The organism is Cupriavidus sp. USMAHM13, assembly GCF_001854285.1.
GTDB lineage: Bacteria > Pseudomonadota > Gammaproteobacteria > Burkholderiales > Burkholderiaceae > Cupriavidus > Cupriavidus malaysiensis.
Window position 1 is genome coordinate 794785 of sequence record NZ_CP017752.1, and the last position, 16220, is coordinate 811004.

The window sequence follows — 16220 nt, forward strand, 5'->3', positions numbered from 1 at the left end:
ATCTCATTCCCCGGTGCTGTCCCCGTCTTTGCCGCGAGTGCCGGCGTGCGCCACCAGCCGGTCCAGCAGGCTGCCCAGCTGGGCCTGCTCGGCGGCGTCGAGGCAGCCGAACAGCTCGGCATTGAGGCCGGCGATGACGGCGATCGCCTTGCGGTACAGCGGCCGCCCGCGCGCCGTCAGGGTCAGCACGACGCCGCGCCCGTCTTCGTCGCTGCTTTCCTTGCTGACCAGGCCGCGTTCGACCAGCGCCTGCGCGCTGCGGCTGGCCTGGCCCTTGGTCAGGTTGGCGCGCTGTGCCAGCGTGTTGACCGAGACCGGCTCGAAGGCCCCGATCGCCGCCAGGCAGCGTCCCTCGCCCAGCGGCAGCCCGCATTGCACGAGATAGGCCTCGGTGCTTTCGCGTTCGCTCAGCTTGTTGACCTGGTGCAGGCGGTAGGTGAGGAACTGGTCGAGGCGGGGCAGCGGCTTCATGTCGGCGATTCCGGGTCGGGCGCCTGCGACTTTACACGCCGCAGGCGCGCCGCGCATCCTCGATGGCCTGCAGCACCGGCGCGGCTTCGGCCTCGCGGCTGATCAGGGCCAGGCACAGGGCGGCCAGCAGCAGCGGCGTGCGTGCCTCGCCGACTTCGGCCATGGTGCGGCACAACTGCGTGTAGGCACGGTCCAGGTCGTCAGCTTGCATCGGAGGCTCCAGCGGGCAGGTTGAGGAGGAAGGGCGCCAGCGCGGCCTGCACGCGGTCCGGGTCGGGCTGGCGCCAGCGCGCCAGCACATAGCCGTCGGGCCGGATCAGGTACAGGGTGCCGTGGGTGGCGCCGTAGCGCTGCCAGGCCTGGCCGTGCGCATCGCGCAGCACGCCGTCGCCGCCCGGCGCGGCGGCCGGGGCCACCACCAGCCACTGCACCGGCGGGCCGGCCTTGCCCGCAGCGAGCGCGCCGAGCGCGTCCGGCACGGCGCCGTCCGCCTGGAAGCAGAGCAGGGTGAAGGCCCGGCCGAACGACTGGCTCAGGTGCACCGTCTCCGCGCCGCGCAGCAGGCTGGCCTCGGGCGCGGGACAGCCGGGCGCCGCGCCGGGCGCGTCGTCGAAGTCGGACGGGCCGTTGAGCGGCGAGCCGGCGTAGTCGATCGGCGCCGACTGGCGCGGGTTGATCAGCGAGCGCACCTCGGGATGGTCGAGCGCCAGGCGCAGCGCGGCCTCGCGCATCAGGCGGAAGGCGAAATCGGGCGGCGCCATGAACTCCGTGCTCTTGGCGCCGTAGGCGATGTTCTGGCGGGTGGCGTGCACCCGTTCATCCGAATAGGAGTCCAGCAGCGAGGCCTCGGCGTGCCCGCGCAGCACCCACGCCAGCTTCCAGGCGAGGTTGCCGGCATCGTCCAGGCCGGAGTTGAGGCCGCGCACGCCGAAGATCGGCACCAGGTGGGCGGCGTCGCCGGCGAACAGCACGCGCCCGTAGCGGTAGCGCGGCAGCGTCAGGCACTTGGCGTTGTAGATGGAGATCCACAGCGGCTTCCAGGGGGCGCTCTCGCCGATCATGTCGAGATGGCTCTGCACGCGCGGCAGCACATTCTCCGGCCGCACCGCGGCGTCGGCATCCTCGTCATCGCGGATCTGGTAGTCGATGCGCCATACATTGCCGGGCTGGCGGTGCATCAGGATGGTGGAGCCGGGATTGGAGGGCGGGTCGAACCAGGCCAGCCGCTCGACCTCGCGCCGCGTGTCCTGCTCGATGTCGACGATCACGTAGCGGCCCTCGTACTGCATGCCTTCCATGCGCAGGCCGAGCTGCTCGCGTACCGTGCTGCGCCCGCCGTCGCAGGCCACCAGCCATTGCGCGGCGACGCGCGCGCTGCCGCCACCCGTGTCGATCTCCACCGTCACGCCATCGTCGGCGGCGTGCACCGCGGCCACGCGCGCACCGAAGCGCACGTCGGACAAGGTGCCGACGTCCTGGGCGGCGCGGTGGGCGTATTCCTCGATGTAGTACTGCTGGATGTTCACCATCGGCGCGAAGCGCTCGTGCGGCTCGCTCGGCATGCGGAAATGCAGCACCTCGGTGTCGCGGTAGTAGCTGCGCCCACCCACCCAGGCCAGGCCGGTCGCCACGGTGGCGGCGTCCGCGCCGGCCCAGCCGAGGATCTCCAGCGAACGGCGCGACATGCAGATGGCCCGGCTGCCGCTGCAGTAGCCCTCGTCCGCCTCGACCACCAGCGAGGCGATGCCATGCCGGGCCAGCAGCGCCGACAGGGCCAGGCCGACCGGCCCGCCGCCGGCGATCAGCACCGGGACCCGCTCCGGCCAGGGCTGGGATGTGGGTGGCATGGAAGTCTCCGTAATCTGGTTGTGTGCTCAACTATATGTCGATAATAGTTGCGCGCACAACCAGCGTATACCCCTCCCGTCCTGGCCCGCGCCCGCTGCCACGCGGACGGCAACTTGCCGGAGCCGCGGGCTCCCCGCGGTGCTGGCCGCGCCCTCAGCCCGGCATGCCGAGCCGGCGTGACAGCGCGGCGGCCACCGCCGCCAGCTGGGTCCCGGTGGCCTGCACTGCCGCCGGCGTGGCCTCGTGCTCGAGCAGGCTGACGGCGATGCCGGCCACCGGTTCCCCCGAGAAATCGCGGATGGCGGCGCCGATGCAATGCATGCCTTCGCGCACCTGCCCTTCGTCGATGGAGAAGCCGCGCGCGCGCGTGTCCCGCATCTCGGCCAGGAAGGCCGGCAGGCCGGCCACGCTGTGCGGAGTCAAGGCAGCCGGCCAGTGCTGGCCGAAGCGCTGGCGCAGCGCGGCGTCCGGCAGCGCGCTGAGCAGGATCTTGCCGGTTGCGGTGAAGGGGGCGGGCAGGCGCATGCCGATGCGGAAGGTGAAGCCGAGCGGGTCGGCGCTGTTGCGGCAGGCCAGGTAGATCACGTCGCGCCCCTCCAGCACGCTGAGCGTGATGGTGTGGCGGCTCAGCTCGGCCTGTTCGGCGAAGTAGCGCTGGAACTCCCCTACCAGGTCGAACTGGGCCAGGAAACCGTTGGCCCAGTGCATCGGGTGGGCGCCCAGGCGGAAGGTGCCGTCGCCCGCGCGCGCCAGCAGGCCGAGTTCGAGCATGGTGGCGAGCAGCCCGTGCGCGCTGCTCTTGGGCAGCCCGAGCGCGCGCGCGAGGTCGGCCGCGGTGGGCGGCGCGCCCGCCGCGCTGACGAAGTCCAGGATGCGCACGGCACGCCGCAGCGCCGGCACGGTTTCGGCCTGCGCCGCCGCATTGTCTTCCTGCCCGTGTCCGGGAGCGTCCATGCCGGACGGCTGCAGTGCCTCACTCATTCTTGACAAACTCCCTCCGGCCGCACTACAAAGGCACACTGATAGTTCAATATGCGGATCTTAGTTCAACCTATTGAACTTAGCAAGGTTGGCGAGCCCGATGTCACGGCAAGCGAACCGGGTCCGCCCAGCCCCCGACCGGCACGGTCACCAAACGGAGTGAAATCTTGCTGACGCTGCAATCCCCCGCGCTGCTGCGCGATCAATGCCTTCTCGACGGACGCTGGCAAGGTGCCGCGGACGGTGCCGTGATCGAAGTCCGCAATCCCGCCGACGGCAGCCTGGTGGGCTGTGTGCCGTCGCTGGGCGCGCCGGCCGTCGAGGCGGCGGTGGCCGCCGCCGACCGGGCCTTCAAGCCGTGGTCGCGGCTGGCGCCGCAGGAGCGCGCGGCCGTGCTGATGCGCTGGTTCCACCTGATCCTCGCCAACGCCGACGATCTCGCCGCGCTGATGACGGCCGAACAGGGCAAGCCGCTGGCCGAAGCCAAGGGCGAGGTACGTTACGCGGCCAGCTTCATCGAGTGGTTCGCCGAGGAAGCCAAGCGCACCTACGGCGACGTGATCCCTGCCCCGCAGACCGACAAGCGCCTGGTGGTGATCAAGCAGCCGGTGGGCGTCTGCGCCGCCATCACGCCGTGGAACTTCCCGGCCGCGATGATCACGCGCAAGGTGGGCCCCGCACTGGCCGCCGGCTGCACCATCATCGTCAAGCCGGCCGAGCAGACGCCGCTGACCGCGCTGGCGCTGGGCGAACTGGCGCAGCAGGCCGGGGTGCCGGCCGGCGTGCTGCAGATCGTCACCGGCGACGCGCGCGTGGTGGGCGGCGTGCTGACCGCCAGCGACAAGGTGCGCAAGCTGTCCTTCACCGGCTCCACCGAGGTCGGCCGCCTCCTGATGGCGCAGTGCGCGCCGACCATCAAGCGCCTGTCGCTGGAGCTGGGCGGCAACGCGCCCTTCATCGTCTTCGACGATGCCGACCTCGATGCCGCGGTCGAGGGGGCGCTCGCCTCCAAGTACCGCAATGCGGGCCAGACCTGCGTCTGCGCCAACCGCCTCTACGTGCAGTCCGGCGTCTACGAGGCCTTTGCCGAGAAGCTGACCCGGCGCGTGCGCGAGCTGCCGGTGGGCGCGGGTACGCAGCCGGGCGTGCAGATCGGGCCGCTGATCGACGAGGCGGCGGTGGAGAAGGTCGAAAGCCACGTCGCCGATGCGCTGGCCAAGGGCGCGCAGGTGGCGGCCGGCGGCAGGCGCCACGCCCTCGGCGGCCTGTTCTACGAGCCGACCGTGCTGACCGGCGTCACGCAGTCGATGCGGGTGGCGCGCGAGGAAACCTTCGGGCCGGTGGCGCCGCTGTTCCGCTTCGATACCGAGGAAGAGGTGGTCGCCATGGCCAACGACACCGAGTTCGGCCTGGCCGCCTACTTCTTCACCGAGAACGCCGGCCGCGCCTGGCGCGTGGGCGAGGCGCTCGACTACGGCATGGTCGGCCACAACACCGGCCTGATCTCCAACGAGGTCGCGCCCTTCGGCGGCGTCAAGCAATCGGGCCTGGGCCGCGAGGGCTCGAAGTACGGCATCGACGAGTACCTGGAGATGAAGTACCTGTGCTCGGCCATCCGCTGAGCAGCAGCGCAACATAGCCCAGCGTAGCCCGGCATAGCCCAACGCTGCACCAGCCGGCGCAATGCCATGCCGCGCCGGCGGCACTGACGCACGCGCGCCGGGGCGGCGCCGTGCGCATCCGTGCGGTCGCCGCGACCGCGCCGCCCGCACGACAGGACAGCACAGAGAACACAGCAGAGGAGACCAGCGTGACGATGCAGGCTTTTGAATTCCGGACGGTGCCGTCCATCCATGTGGAGTGGGGTGCCGCCGCGCGCCTGGGCGAGTGGCTCGCGGCGCGCCAGGCGCAGCGCAGCGTGCTGCTGGTGACCGACGCCGGCCTGGTGCGGCACGGCCTGACCGCGCCGATCGAGGCCAGCCTGCGGGCCGCGGGCTGCACCGTCACGGTGTTCGACGACGTGGTGCCGGATCCGCCCGAGGCGACCCTGCACGCCTGCGTGGCCCAGGGCCGCGCCGCCGGCGCCGATCTCGTGCTGGGCCTGGGCGGCGGCTCGCCGCTCGACGTGGCCAAGCTGGCCGCCGTGATGCTGGTCTCGGAGCAGCCGCTGTCCGCGCTGTACGGCATCGGCAACGTGCGCGGCGGCCGCCTGCCCCTGGTGCTGGTGCCGACCACCGCCGGCACCGGCTCGGAAGTCACCAATATCTCGATCTTGACCACCGGCGAGACCAGCAAGATGGGCGTGGTCGCGCCGCAGCTCTACGCCGACCACGTGCTGCTCGACGCCCGGCTCACGCTCGGGCTGCCGCGCCTGGCCACGGCGGCCACCGGCATCGACGCCATGGTCCATGCCATCGAGGCCTACACCGGGCGCCACAAGAAGAACCCCTTGTCCGACGCGCTGGCACGCGAGGCATTGCGCCTGCTCGGCGGCAACCTGCTGGCGGCCTGCCGCGACGGCGCCGACCGCGCCGCGCGCGAGGCCATGCTGCTGGGCGCCACGCTCGCGGGCCAGGCCTTCGCCAACTCGCCGGTGGCGGCCGTGCACGCGCTGGCCTATCCGCTGGGCGGCCATTACCACGTGCCGCACGGCCTGTCGAACGCACTGATGCTGGGGCCGGTGCTGCGCTTCAATGCACGCGCGGCGGCCGCGCTGTATGCGGAGCTGGCGGATGTGCTGGGGGTGCCTGCGGGTGCCGCCGGCACCGATGCGGCGGCGCGCGCGGCGGCCTTCGTCGGCGCGATGGAGGCGCTGATGGACCAGAGCGGCGCGCCGCGCCGCCTGCGCGACGTCGGCGTCAGCGAGGACAGCCTGCCGATGCTGGCTGCCGACGCGATGAAGCAGACGCGCCTGCTGGTCAACAACCCGGTCGAAGTGAACGAGGCCGACGCGCTGGCGCTCTACCGCGAGGCGTACTGACGCACGGGGCGGCACGCAAGGGCTGGCATGAGGCGGCACCGCATGCACCACGCGCACCGTGCCCGCGCCGGCGGCCCGTCGTTCCCCCTTGCGCCGGTCGCCGGGGGACTCAGTCGTCGCGCTCGTCGCCGGTGGGAAAGTGCACGCCGGCGCGGCGCGCGGCCAGCATGATGTGGCGCTGCATGGCTTGCTGGGCCTGGTCCGGCTGGCGTGCCGCGAGCGCCTCGATGATGGCGCCGTGCTCGGTGAAGGTGGCGGTGCGCGCGCCGCGGCGGTAGTAGGGCAGGCGCTGGCTCTCGCGCATCATCTCGGCGCTTTCGCGCAGGATCTCGCCGATCACCTGGTTGCCCGCGACCGTGACGATCAGCGCATGGAATTCATAGTCGAGCTGCGAGGCGACGTCGAAGGCGTCGGCCTCGATCGCCTGCTGCATCGCCTGCGCATTCTCGCGCAGGGCGGCGATCTCGCCGGCCGAGATCGCCTGCGCCGCCAGGCGCGCGGTCAGTCCTTCCAGCGCGAAGCGCAGCTGGTAGATGTCGATCAGCGAATGGGTGGCGGCGAAGCGCCAGGGCGGCGGCGTGCCGGCTTCGCCCGGCTCGGCCACGTAGACGCCCTTGCCCGGGCGCGAGACCACGATGCCCTGCCCCTGCAGTGTCGAGATGGCTTCCCGCAGCGAGGCGCGGCTGATGCCGAGCCGGACCGCCAGCTCCCGTTGCGAAGGCAGCAGCGTGCCGGCGGGAAACACGCCATCGCGTACCCATTGCTGGATGAGGCTGACGGCCTGGTTGGCGACGGTGGAAAGCGGTCCGGTCATGCGGGGCAAGGGCGGTGGGGCAGGATGGGTTGGCGCGATTTTAGCCCACATCGCCGCGCGCCCGTGCCGCCGCGCGGCCCCCGGCGCGGCTACTTGTCGACCAGCCTGGCCGGCACGGTGTAGGTCAACAGCGCGCCGCACAGCAGGACCGCGGCGAGCACGTACATCGCGGCATCGGTGCTGTGCGTGGTGTCCTTGATCAGGCCGATCAGGTAAGGGCTCAGGAAGCCGGCGAGGTTGGCCACCGAGTTGATCAGGGCGATGCCGGCGGCGGCGCCCACGCCCGACAGGATGGCGGTGGGCAGGCTCCAGAACAGCGGCGAAGTGGCCAGGCTGCCGCCCGCGGCCAGTGCCAGCGCCGCCAGCGAAAGCGCGGTGTCGTGGCTGAACGCGGCGCTCAGCGCCAGCCCGGCGGCACCGCAGCAGAACGGCACGATCAGGTGCCAGCGGCGCTCGCGCAGGCGGTCGGAGCTGCGGCTGACCAGCAGCATCGAGCAGACCGCCACGCTGAACGGGATCGCGGTCAGCAGGCCCACGTGCAGCACGCTGTCGACGCCGGTCTGCTTGATCAGCGTGGGCAGCCAGAAGGTCAGGCCGTACTGTCCCATCACCGTGCAGAAGCAGATCAGCGTCATCTTCAGCACGCGCGTATCGGTGGCCACCATGCGCAGCGACATGTGGCCGGACTTCTGCGCGTTCTCGCTGGCGATGCCGCGTTCGAGCACGGCCTTCTCCTCGGCGCTGAGCCAGCGCGCGGACTGGATGCCGTTGTCGAGGTAGCGCAGCACGGCAAGCCCGGTCAGCAGCGAGGGTACGGCTTCGATCAGGAACATCCACTGCCAGCCGCGCAGGCCGTGGGTGTCGTGCATGGCCTGCATCACCCAGCCGGACAGCGGGCCGCCGAAGATCCCCGAGATCGGGATCGCGGCCATGAACAGCGCCACCATGCGTGCGCGCCGGTGCGAGGGAAACCAGTAGGTCAGGTACAGGATCATGCCGGGATAGAAGCCGGCCTCGGCCGCGCCCAGCAGGAAGCGCAGCGCGTAGAACTGGGAGGGGGTCTGCACGAACATCATCGCCGCGGAGATCAGGCTCCACAGGATCATGATGCGCGCGATGGTGGCCTTGGCGCCGATGCGGTGCATCAGCAGGTTGCTGGGCACTTCGAAGAAGAAATAGCCGATGAAGAAGAGGCCGGCCCCGAGTCCGTAGATCGACTCGCTGAACTGCAGGTCGGCCAGCATGCTGAGCTTGGCGAAGCCGACATTGACGCGGTCGAGATAGGCCACGACATAACAGAGCATCAGGAAGGGCATCAGGCGCCAGGCCACCTTGCGGTAAACGGCGTCCTCCTGCAGTTGCGCCGTCGCGCTCGGGGTGGCGGTGCCTGCGGGCGCCGCCCGGCCGCTTGCGGTAGGGGTCACGGGTGTCTCCTTGGGTAGTTGATTTCGTCACGCGACGGATCCTGGCGCGGATCCCGGTGCACTAGTCGTACAGGTCAGACCAGTGCGGCGAATGGTAGGAGCCGGCCAGGCCCGTGTCAAGCATGCCGTGCCGCGCGCGGTGCTTCGGGAAGACCGGGAGGAGCCGCTATGCAGGCAAAATATCGGGGAAGTGCGGCGCGCAGGGGATGTCTTGTGCGGCTCGGCCCTTTGCCGCAGAATTCAGGCGTGACTGGTCATACCAGTGGGGCGATCCCACAGGAGCCAAGCCATTTGTCCAAGGAGTTGCCGATGTCTGCTTTCCGCCCGGCCGCCGCGCCGGATCCCTCGACCCTGCTGCGGGCCGAGCCGCTCACGCGTGCGGCCTTCGCGCCCTTCGGCGACGTGATCGAGCCGCGCGCTCCCGGCGATGCCGGCGCCTTCGACATCAACGGCGGCATGGTGCGCCGGCACCATGGCCTGGCGCGCGTGGAGGTCGGGCAGGGCCACGCATTGATCAACCTGTTCGAGGCCAGGCCCTATGCGTACCCGCTGGCGATCCGCATGCTGGAGCGCCACCCCCTGGGCAGCCAGGCCTTCCTGCCGCTGGACGGCCGGCCCTTCCTGGTGGTGGTGGCGCCACGCGGCGACACGGTCCGGCCCGAGGCCGTGCGTGCCTTCTTCTCCGATGGCGTGCAGGGGGTCAACTATCACGCCGGCGTGTGGCATCACATGCTGCTGGCGGTGGGCGCGCCCTCGCGCTTCGCCGTGGTCGACCGCGGCGGCGAGGGCGCCAACTGCGACGAGATCACGCTGGCGCGGCCGCTCTGGCTGGCGCTGCCGGCCGCGCTGGCATCGGCCTAGCCTTCTTTCAGACTTCGCGCGTCATGCCTTTCAGGTCGATCCACTGGTCGAACTGCGCCTCGCTGACATGCCCGGAGGCGATCGCCGCCTCGCGCAGCGACAGGTTGCGCTTGACCGCCAGCTTGGCGATCTCGGCCGCCTTGTCGTAGCCGATATGCGGATTGAGGGCCGTCACCGGCATCAGGGAGCGCGCCAGCAGCTCGGCGATATGCTCCTCGTCCGCCAGCACCCCCGCCACCATATGGTCGGCGAAGCTCGCCACGGCATCGGCCAGCAGCGTGACGCTCTGCATCAGGCTGTAGATCAGCACCGGCTTGTACGCGTTCAGCTCCAGCGTGCCCAGCCCGTTGGCCAGCGTGATGGTGGTGTGGTTGCCGATCACGCGGCAGCACACCATCGCCAGCGCTTCGGCCTGGGTGGGGTTGACCTTGCCGGGCATGATGGAGGAGCCGGGTTCGTTGGCCGGCAGCTGCAGTTCGGCGAAGCCGGCGCGCGGCCCCGAGCCCAGCAGCATGAAATCGCGCGCGATCTTCAGGAAGGACGAGGCTGTGGTGTTGAGGGCCGCCGACAGGTCGGTCAGCGCGTCGTGGGCCGCCTGCAGCGCATAGCGGTTGGGCGCGGGCTCGAACGGCAGGCCGGTGTAGTCGGCCAGCGCCGTGGCGAAGGCGGCGGCGAAGCCGTGCGGTGCGTTCAGCCCGGTGCCCACCGCGGTGCCGCCCTGCGGCACCGGCATGGCGCGCAGCATGGCCTGCTGCAGGCGCGACTGCGCGTGCGCCGTTTGCGCCATGTAGCCGGAGAACTCCTGCCCCAGCGTCAGCGGCACGGCATCCTGCAGATGGGTGCGCCCGACCTTGACGATGTCGGCGAAGGCCTCGACCTTGCGGCCGAAGGCCTGCTGCAGCGTCTCCAGCGCGGGCAGCAGCTGGCGCTGGATGGCGCGCGTGGCGGCGATGTGCATCGCGGTCGGGAAGCTGTCGTTGGACGACTGGCTGGCATTGACGTGGTCGTTGGGGTGGACCGGCCGCTTGCTGCCGACCTCGCCGTCGAGCAGCTGGATGGCACGGTTGGCGATGACCTCGTTGAGGTTCATATTGGTCTGGGTACCCGAGCCGGTCTGCCAGACGGAGAGGGGGAACTCCTGCGCCCAGCGGCCCGCGATCACCTCCTCGGCCGCGCGCTCGATGGCCTGGGCCAGTTCCGGCGCCAGCACGCCGAGCTCGCGGTTGGCGCGCGCGGCGCACAGCTTGAGGATGGCGAAGGACTCGATCAGCGCCGGCGGCATCTTTTCCGTGCCGATGCGGAAGTTCTGGCGCGAACGTTCGGTCTGCGCGCCCCACAGGTGGTCGGCGGGTACCTGCACGTCGCCGAGGCTGTCCTGTTCGATGCGGAAGGCGGCGGGAGACTGCTGTTCGGACATGGATGGCTCCTTGTAAGGAAATCGGCCGCGCGGGAACGGCCGCAGGTAAGCGATGTCACTCTATACAAGGATATGCCGTGGCGTCGACGCCATGGTGATGGGGGCAGCGCCTGCTGCCGTGCATGCGCCGCATCGGAGCTGCGGCGCCCGCGCCATGTGGGCGGTGTGCCACCGGGATGCGGCGCCGGTGCACTACAATGCCGGCGTTGATGGCGCGTCGCCGCGCCGGCAGTCAGTCAAGGATCCGATATGGGTGAAGCCAAGAAGAGGGGTACGCCGCAAGAGCGTGCCGAACAGGCGCGCGCGCGCCTCGATGCGCTGCGGCCGGCGCAGCTGGTGTGTGGCGCGTGCAAGACCGCGTTCACGACGTTCGACGCCATCCCGGCTCCGGACCTGCGGGGCATCGATGCCGTCTTCGGCGGCCAGTGCCCGTCCTGCGGCAACGATGTGCTGATATTCAAGGGCGAACCGCAGGCCGTCGCCGACGCCATGCTGGCCTGGGAGAAGATGATGGGCGCCGATGCCAAGCTCGGCTACCAGTCCGACGACGGACGCCACATCGCCTTCGAGGACAAGGGCGAGGAACTGCACTGAGGCACTGAGGCACTGAGGCACTGAGCGCGGGCGACGCCGGGTCCGGCTCAGGCGCCGGCCAGTTCGTCCGGGCCGATCTCGTAGCGCCCGCGCCCGGCCGCCTTGGCGCGGTACAGCAGCACGTCCGCCGCGCGCAGCAGTTCGTGGTCGGCCATCGGGGCGCCGCGGTAGAGCGCCACGCCGATGCTGACGTCGACGTCGGCGACGATGCCGTTGATATGGAAGTGGCGCCCGACCGACTCGACGATGGCCTGCGCCACGCGCCGGGCCGCCGCGGCGCTGCCGAGGTCCTCGAGGATCACGGCGAACTCGTCGCCGCCCAGGCGCGCGACCGCGTCGCCCTGGCGCACGCAGCGCTGCACGCGCCGCGCGAAGGCCTGCAGCAGCAGGTCGCCGATGCCGTGGCCGTGGAAGTCGTTGACTGCCTTGAAGCGGTCCATGTCGAGGTAGCACAGCGCCATCAGACGCTGCTGGCCGCGGCTGCGCGCCATGGCCTCCTGCAGGCGCTTCTCGAAACCGCTGCGGTTCAGCAGCTGGGTCAGGTGGTCCAGGCGCGAGATGCGCGACAGGCGCAGCGTCTCCAGCTTGCGCTGGGTGACGTCCATGACATGCACATGGACGCCCACCACCTGGTCGTTGCCGGCATTCCATTCCGGCCGCAGCTGGACCTCCAGGCAGCGATAGGACGGTTCGTTCTCCTCCAGCTCGAAGGTGGCGGCGGTGCCCGCCAGGGCCTGGCGCATATGCGGCTCGACCACGCGATAGCGTGACTCGCCTATCACTTCCCGGACCGTCATGCCGCGCAGCCGGTCGAGCGGGATGCCATAGGCATGCTCATAGGCCAGGTTGTTGAACAGGTAGCGCTGGTCGGTGTCGACGAAGGCCAGCAGCGACGGCAGGGTGTCGGTGACGGCACGCAGCCGCCGCTCGTTGGCGTCGAGCAACTCGCGGCGGCGCTCCAGCTCGCGCATCAGCAGGCCGAAGGCGCGTCCGAGGTCGTGGATCTCGTCGCCGCCCTGCTGCGGCAGGCGCGCATAGGCGGCCGGGTCATGGGCGCTGTCGCGCACCACCTGGTGCAGGCGTGTCAGCGGCGCCAGCATGTGGCGCACCACCAGCCACATCAGCACCGCGCCGCAGCCGACCGCCGCCAGCAGCAGGTACAGCACCAGCAGTTCGAGCTGGTGCAGCGGCGCGAAGGCCTCCTGTGCCGGCAGCACCGCGACCAGTTCCCAGCCGGTGCTCGCCATCAGGTAGCGCGCGATGACGGGGCGCCGCGGCAGCAGGAACTCGAGGGCGCCGGCCCGGTTGGGGCTGCCGCAGGTATCGCCGATCGCATGCGCCGGCCGCAGGGTCAGCGCGCTGTCCGGATGCTGCACGTAGACCGGGTGCCTGCCGGCGGACACCAGGCAATAGTAGCCGCTGGTACCGAGGCGGCTATGTCCCAGCTCCACCAGGAAATTCGAGCGCGACAGGTCGAGCCAGCCGCCCACCAGGCCGCGGAAGGCGCCGTCGCGCGACAAGATGGGGACGCTGACCAGCACGCCGCTGCTGCCGTTCACGCGCGCGCGCAGCGGCGCGGACACGACCGGCTGCAGGGTGCGCGCCAGTTCGAGGAAATAGTCGCGGTCGCCGATGCCGACCAGCTCGCCGCTGCGGGTCAGCACGCGGCCCTGTGCATCGGCCACCACCACGCCGTCGAAGCTGGCCGGCACCGGGACGCTGCGCTGGGCCAGTTCGCGCAGCCGCGCCGGGCCCTCGTCGAGGTGGCCGGACAATTGCGCGGCCACGTGCTCGAGCAGCGTGATGCGGTCGTTCATCGAGGTGTCGAGCTGCTTGACGGCCAGCTCGACGATGGAGTCCTGCTGGTCCTGCAGCGCCTGCCGCACGTCGCGCTGGGCGAAATACAGCGAGGCCAGCGCAATGCCGGCGCTGAAGACCGTAGCGATCGCCACGGTGCTCAGCGCGATGCGTGTTTTCAGCGAAAGCGGTAGGAAGGTCATGCAGGCCGACGTTGGCGGAGCGCTGCAGACATCACACTGGATGCCGCGCAAACGAGAAACGTGCAGCAACAGCCGCAGTGACTACGCTAGCACATCCTGCTGGCAGTGGGAGCCCCGCGCCTCGCCGGGATCGTCGCCGCCACGCAGAAACGGGTACGCATGCCACGCCATGCCCCGCTCCGGCAATGCGCTGCGCCCGGCTCAGCCTTGTCAGCCTTATCAGCCTTATCAGCCTTGTGTGGCTTCGGAGGCGTCGCCGCGCGAATGCAGGCGGCGGTACAACTGGTCGAGCTGGGAGCGGCTGTTGCGCAACTCCTCGCGACCGCGTTCGGTGATGAGGTAGACGCGCCCGATGCCGTCGCGCAGCACGCTCTCGATATACCCATCCATCTGCAGCGCGCGCAGCAGCGGCCGGACGGAGCCGATATCCACCTGGAAGCCATACTCCATCAGCATGTCCGCGAGCATGGCCACGGTGGCCGGCACCTCGAACGCGAACTGGAGGACGTAGACTCGGGCTAGCAAGCCAAGGAACTGTCGTTTCATGACGCTGCAAACGCAGCATGTACGCCAACGGTTGACTTTGAATTATAGTTGTGAACCGTGCGCCGCATAGAGCGGCAAAAAAAGAAGCCGCCACGTCCGTGGCGGCTTGTCGGGAATGCGTCGGAGGGGTCAATTAACTCTGGCGCAGATCAGATTTTAAATCTGCTTAATACAGGTTGTCACCATCCTGTATCACACTCCCTTCTTCAGTGGGGGAGGAGTCCAGGGTCCCGCCCTCGCAAGGTGATAACCGCGCACATCGCGCCCGCATCCGGCGTCTTTCTCCTGCCGATCGCCGCATTTCCCTCTGGCGGGCAGGCCGGTTCGGCCGGGACTGGCCCCCGGCCCCAATCCTTGCATCATGCGCTGGCGGCCGGCGTGGGGAAATGTCCGAAATCAGCCAGCAAGCGGCTGCCAGCGGTGCTGTAATGGCAACACCGGGCAACTCCGGATTCCCACTGCCATCGACGCCTTTTCCCCCGCCATGACCGTCTCCGACCTCGCCCGCCTGCTGGCGCTATCCGCCATCTGGGGCGCCAGCTTCCTCTTCATCCGCATCGGCGCTCCCGTGCTGGGCCCGCTGACCGCGGCCTTCCTGCGCGTGCTGATCGGTGCCGTCACGCTGGCCGGCTGCCTGGTGCTGCTGCGCGTGCGCTGGGACATGCGGGGCAAATGGCCGGCGGTGATGGCCCTGGGCGTGATCAACTCCGGCATCCCCTTCGTCATGTACGCGGTGGCCGCGCTGTGGCTGCCGGCCGGCTATTCGGCCGTGTTCAATGCCATGACGCCGCTGATGGGAGTGCTGATCGGGACGCTGTTCTTCGCCGAACGGCTGACGCGTGCCAAGGCGCTCGGCGTGGTGCTCGGCGTGGCCGGCGTGGCGGTGCTGACGCGCAGCGGTCCCGTGGCCTTCACGGCGCAGGTGCTGCTGGGCGCGGCAGCCTGCCTGGTGGCGACCGCCTGCTACGGCCTGGCCGGCTTCCTGGCGCGCAAGTGGATCACGGCGCGCGGCGGCCTCGACAGCCGCCTGGTGGCGGCGGGCAGCATGGTGGGCGCCACGCTCTTCCTGCTGCCGTTCAGCGCCGTCTCGCTGTGGCAGCACAATACGCTGCCGCTGGCCGGGCCGACGGTATGGGGCGCGATGGTCGCCGTGGGCATGCTGTGTACCGCCATCGCCTACATCCTCTACTACCGCCTGATCGCCGACCTCGGTCCGGTGCGCTCGTTGACCGTGACCTTCCTGATTCCGCCGTTCGGCGTGGTGTGGGGGGCGCTGTTCCTGGGCGAGCGGTTGTCCTGGGCCCACCTGGCCGGCGGCGCGCTGATCGGCGGCGCCGTCTGGCTGGTGCTGCGGCCGGCCGCGCCGGTGGCGGCACCGTCCGCCGCGCGCAGCTGAGTGCCGCGCAGGGCGGCAGGGCGGGACGCCACCCCGCGTCGCGGGACTGTCGCCGAGACCGTCAGCGGAAGCGATAGGTCAGCGCGCCCATCGCGGTCCATTGCTGGCGCCGCTCCGTGATCGGGCTGGCCCCGGCATCGCCGCGCAAGCGGGCGAAGGTCACCGCCCCCAGCGCCGACCAGCGGCGCGAGATGTCGTAGCTGACGATGGCGTTGGCGTGCCACTCGCGCAGCCCGGCCCCCACGCTGTACACCGGCAGGCCCGAATCCCGGCTCTGCTGCGCGTTCACGCCGAAGAAGGTGCGCATGTACTGCCCGTTGCCCCAGGTCACGCCCGGGCCCATCGTGAACAGCCATTTGCCGGCCGGCAGGCTGAACAGCACGTCGCCGTTGGCGATCAGGCCCTGCTTCTGGCCGCCGATGTCCTGCGCCAGGTCGGCCGACAGTGTGACGAAGGAGATCTGCGCCTGCGCGAAAGCGCGCGCGCGCACCGTCATCTGCACGTCGCCCAGGCCGTTCAGGCGCGCATCGTCGCGCGCGCGGCGCCAGGTGGGGTCGAGCTGGAAGTCGGCGCCGACCTGCCACACATCGTTGTTGAGCAGGTAGGCACCGAGGAAATCGAAGCCGCGCGAGAAGAAGCGCCCGGCGTAGTCGATGTCCTGGTAGACGATGGGATAGACCAGCGCGTGGCGCGAGCCGGGGAAGTCGGGCGCGACGTAGACGCCCGGGCCGGCGGCGATCTTCCAGTTGCCGGCGGGGGCGTCCGGTTTCGCCTCGGCCGGGGCATCGGCCTGTGCCGACGCCTGGCCGGACAGGAACAGGCCGCACAGCAGCAGGCCGGCGGCAAGCGCGCAGCGGCGCGGGGAAAAAGCAGGGAGCATGCGAGGGC

At 70.4% G+C, this 16220-nt stretch carries 15 protein-coding genes; 5 read left to right on the forward strand and 10 right to left on the reverse strand.

Going from position 1 to position 16220, the window contains the following annotated elements; all coding sequences use genetic code 11:
• Nucleotides 1-3 precede the first annotated feature (3 nt).
• From BKK81_RS21905 to BKK81_RS21920, 4 genes are all read right to left on the reverse strand, one after another.
• A complete protein-coding gene (locus BKK81_RS21905; RefSeq protein WP_071017688.1) occupies nucleotides 4-471 on the reverse strand; it encodes a MarR family winged helix-turn-helix transcriptional regulator in 468 nt (155 codons plus the stop codon).
• Nucleotides 472-502: 31 nt separating this feature from the next.
• Nucleotides 503-682, reverse strand: coding sequence for a hypothetical protein (locus tag BKK81_RS21910; protein WP_071017690.1), 180 nt, complete (start codon nucleotides 680-682; stop codon nucleotides 503-505).
• A complete protein-coding gene (locus BKK81_RS21915; RefSeq protein WP_071017691.1) occupies nucleotides 672-2318 on the reverse strand; it encodes an FAD-dependent oxidoreductase in 1647 nt (548 codons plus the stop codon). The genes BKK81_RS21910 and BKK81_RS21915 overlap by 11 nt, the downstream gene beginning before the upstream one ends.
• Nucleotides 2319-2472: 154 nt before the next feature.
• Nucleotides 2473-3300 carry an IclR family transcriptional regulator gene (locus tag BKK81_RS21920; protein ID WP_231908191.1) on the reverse strand — a complete coding sequence of 276 codons (828 nt, stop codon included), beginning with the start codon at nucleotides 3298-3300 and terminating at the stop codon, nucleotides 2473-2475.
• A 167-nt stretch (nucleotides 3301-3467) separates the two neighbouring features.
• Here BKK81_RS21920 and BKK81_RS21925 point away from each other — a divergent pair, with 167 nt between their 5' ends.
• Together BKK81_RS21925 and BKK81_RS21930 are read left to right on the forward strand one after the other, a co-directional pair.
• Entirely contained in the window at nucleotides 3468-4922 is a 1455-nt protein-coding gene (locus BKK81_RS21925) for an NAD-dependent succinate-semialdehyde dehydrogenase (protein WP_071017695.1), read from the forward strand.
• Between the two features lie 194 nt (nucleotides 4923-5116).
• Nucleotides 5117-6280, forward strand: a complete 1164-nt coding sequence (locus tag BKK81_RS21930) for an iron-containing alcohol dehydrogenase (protein ID WP_197524064.1) — start codon at nucleotides 5117-5119, stop codon at nucleotides 6278-6280.
• A 109-nt stretch (nucleotides 6281-6389) separates the two neighbouring features.
• Here the strand turns inward: BKK81_RS21930 and BKK81_RS21935 are convergent, their stop codons facing one another.
• Both BKK81_RS21935 and BKK81_RS21940 read right to left on the reverse strand, forming a co-directional pair.
• On the reverse strand, nucleotides 6390-7094 hold the full coding sequence (locus BKK81_RS21935; protein WP_071017699.1) for a FadR/GntR family transcriptional regulator: 705 nt from the start codon (nucleotides 7092-7094) through the stop codon (nucleotides 6390-6392).
• Between the two features lie 89 nt (nucleotides 7095-7183).
• A complete protein-coding gene (locus tag BKK81_RS21940; RefSeq protein ID WP_071017701.1) occupies nucleotides 7184-8518 on the reverse strand; it encodes an MFS transporter in 1335 nt (444 codons plus the stop codon).
• A 309-nt stretch (nucleotides 8519-8827) separates the two neighbouring features.
• On the opposite strand from BKK81_RS21940, the gene BKK81_RS21945 reads away from it, so the two are divergent.
• Nucleotides 8828-9379, forward strand: coding sequence for an ureidoglycolate lyase (locus BKK81_RS21945; RefSeq protein ID WP_071017703.1), 552 nt, complete (start codon nucleotides 8828-8830; stop codon nucleotides 9377-9379).
• Between the two features lie 7 nt (nucleotides 9380-9386).
• Here the strand turns inward: BKK81_RS21945 and fumC are convergent, their stop codons facing one another.
• Nucleotides 9387-10796, reverse strand: coding sequence for a class II fumarate hydratase (gene fumC, locus BKK81_RS21950; protein ID WP_071017705.1), 1410 nt, complete (start codon nucleotides 10794-10796; stop codon nucleotides 9387-9389).
• A gap of 249 nt (nucleotides 10797-11045) precedes the next feature.
• On the opposite strand from fumC, the gene BKK81_RS21955 reads away from it, so the two are divergent.
• Nucleotides 11046-11390: a hypothetical protein gene (locus BKK81_RS21955; protein ID WP_071017707.1), complete on the forward strand. Its 345-nt coding sequence runs from the start codon at nucleotides 11046-11048 to the stop codon at nucleotides 11388-11390.
• 47 nt (nucleotides 11391-11437) lie between these two features.
• Here the strand turns inward: BKK81_RS21955 and BKK81_RS21960 are convergent, their stop codons facing one another.
• A complete protein-coding gene (locus tag BKK81_RS21960) occupies nucleotides 11438-13390 on the reverse strand; it encodes a sensor domain-containing diguanylate cyclase (protein ID WP_071017709.1) in 1953 nt (650 codons plus the stop codon).
• Nucleotides 13391-13618: 228 nt separating this feature from the next.
• The gene (locus BKK81_RS21965; RefSeq protein ID WP_071017711.1) at nucleotides 13619-13936 is read right to left on the reverse strand and encodes a PadR family transcriptional regulator; all 318 of its coding nucleotides are present in this window, start codon (nucleotides 13934-13936) and stop codon (nucleotides 13619-13621) included.
• Nucleotides 13937-14420: 484 nt separating this feature from the next.
• Between BKK81_RS21965 and BKK81_RS21970 the strand changes: the two genes are divergently transcribed.
• Entirely contained in the window at nucleotides 14421-15332 is a 912-nt protein-coding gene (locus BKK81_RS21970; protein WP_071017713.1) for a DMT family transporter, read from the forward strand.
• A gap of 61 nt (nucleotides 15333-15393) precedes the next feature.
• Here BKK81_RS21970 and BKK81_RS21975 read toward each other — a convergent pair whose 3' ends face one another.
• The gene (locus BKK81_RS21975) at nucleotides 15394-16212 is read right to left on the reverse strand and encodes a MipA/OmpV family protein (protein WP_083384334.1); all 819 of its coding nucleotides are present in this window, start codon (nucleotides 16210-16212) and stop codon (nucleotides 15394-15396) included.
• Between the last annotated feature and the right edge of the window lie 8 nt (nucleotides 16213-16220).

Excerpts from the sequence above, each read along its gene's own strand:
- BKK81_RS21945 (WP_071017703.1), top strand. The coding sequence starts at position 8,828 with ATGTCTGCTTTCCGCCCGGCCGCCGCGCCGGATCCCTCGACCCTGCTG.
- BKK81_RS21935 (WP_071017699.1), bottom strand. The coding sequence starts at position 7,094 with ATGACCGGACCGCTTTCCACCGTCGCCAACCAGGCCGTCAGCCTCATC.
- BKK81_RS21930 (WP_197524064.1), top strand. The coding sequence starts at position 5,117 with ATGCAGGCTTTTGAATTCCGGACGGTGCCGTCCATCCATGTGGAGTGG.
- BKK81_RS21955 (WP_071017707.1), top strand. The coding sequence starts at position 11,046 with ATGGGTGAAGCCAAGAAGAGGGGTACGCCGCAAGAGCGTGCCGAACAG.
- BKK81_RS21960 (WP_071017709.1), bottom strand. The coding sequence starts at position 13,390 with ATGACCTTCCTACCGCTTTCGCTGAAAACACGCATCGCGCTGAGCACC.
- BKK81_RS21920 (WP_231908191.1), bottom strand. The coding sequence starts at position 3,300 with ATGAGTGAGGCACTGCAGCCGTCCGGCATGGACGCTCCCGGACACGGG.
- fumC (WP_071017705.1), bottom strand. The coding sequence starts at position 10,796 with ATGTCCGAACAGCAGTCTCCCGCCGCCTTCCGCATCGAACAGGACAGC.
- BKK81_RS21975 (WP_083384334.1), bottom strand. The coding sequence starts at position 16,212 with ATGCTCCCTGCTTTTTCCCCGCGCCGCTGCGCGCTTGCCGCCGGCCTG.
- BKK81_RS21910 (WP_071017690.1), bottom strand. The coding sequence starts at position 682 with ATGCAAGCTGACGACCTGGACCGTGCCTACACGCAGTTGTGCCGCACC.
- BKK81_RS21970 (WP_071017713.1), top strand. The coding sequence starts at position 14,421 with ATGACCGTCTCCGACCTCGCCCGCCTGCTGGCGCTATCCGCCATCTGG.
- BKK81_RS21965 (WP_071017711.1), bottom strand. The coding sequence starts at position 13,936 with ATGAAACGACAGTTCCTTGGCTTGCTAGCCCGAGTCTACGTCCTCCAG.
- BKK81_RS21915 (WP_071017691.1), bottom strand. The coding sequence starts at position 2,318 with ATGCCACCCACATCCCAGCCCTGGCCGGAGCGGGTCCCGGTGCTGATC.
- BKK81_RS21905 (WP_071017688.1), bottom strand. The coding sequence starts at position 471 with ATGAAGCCGCTGCCCCGCCTCGACCAGTTCCTCACCTACCGCCTGCAC.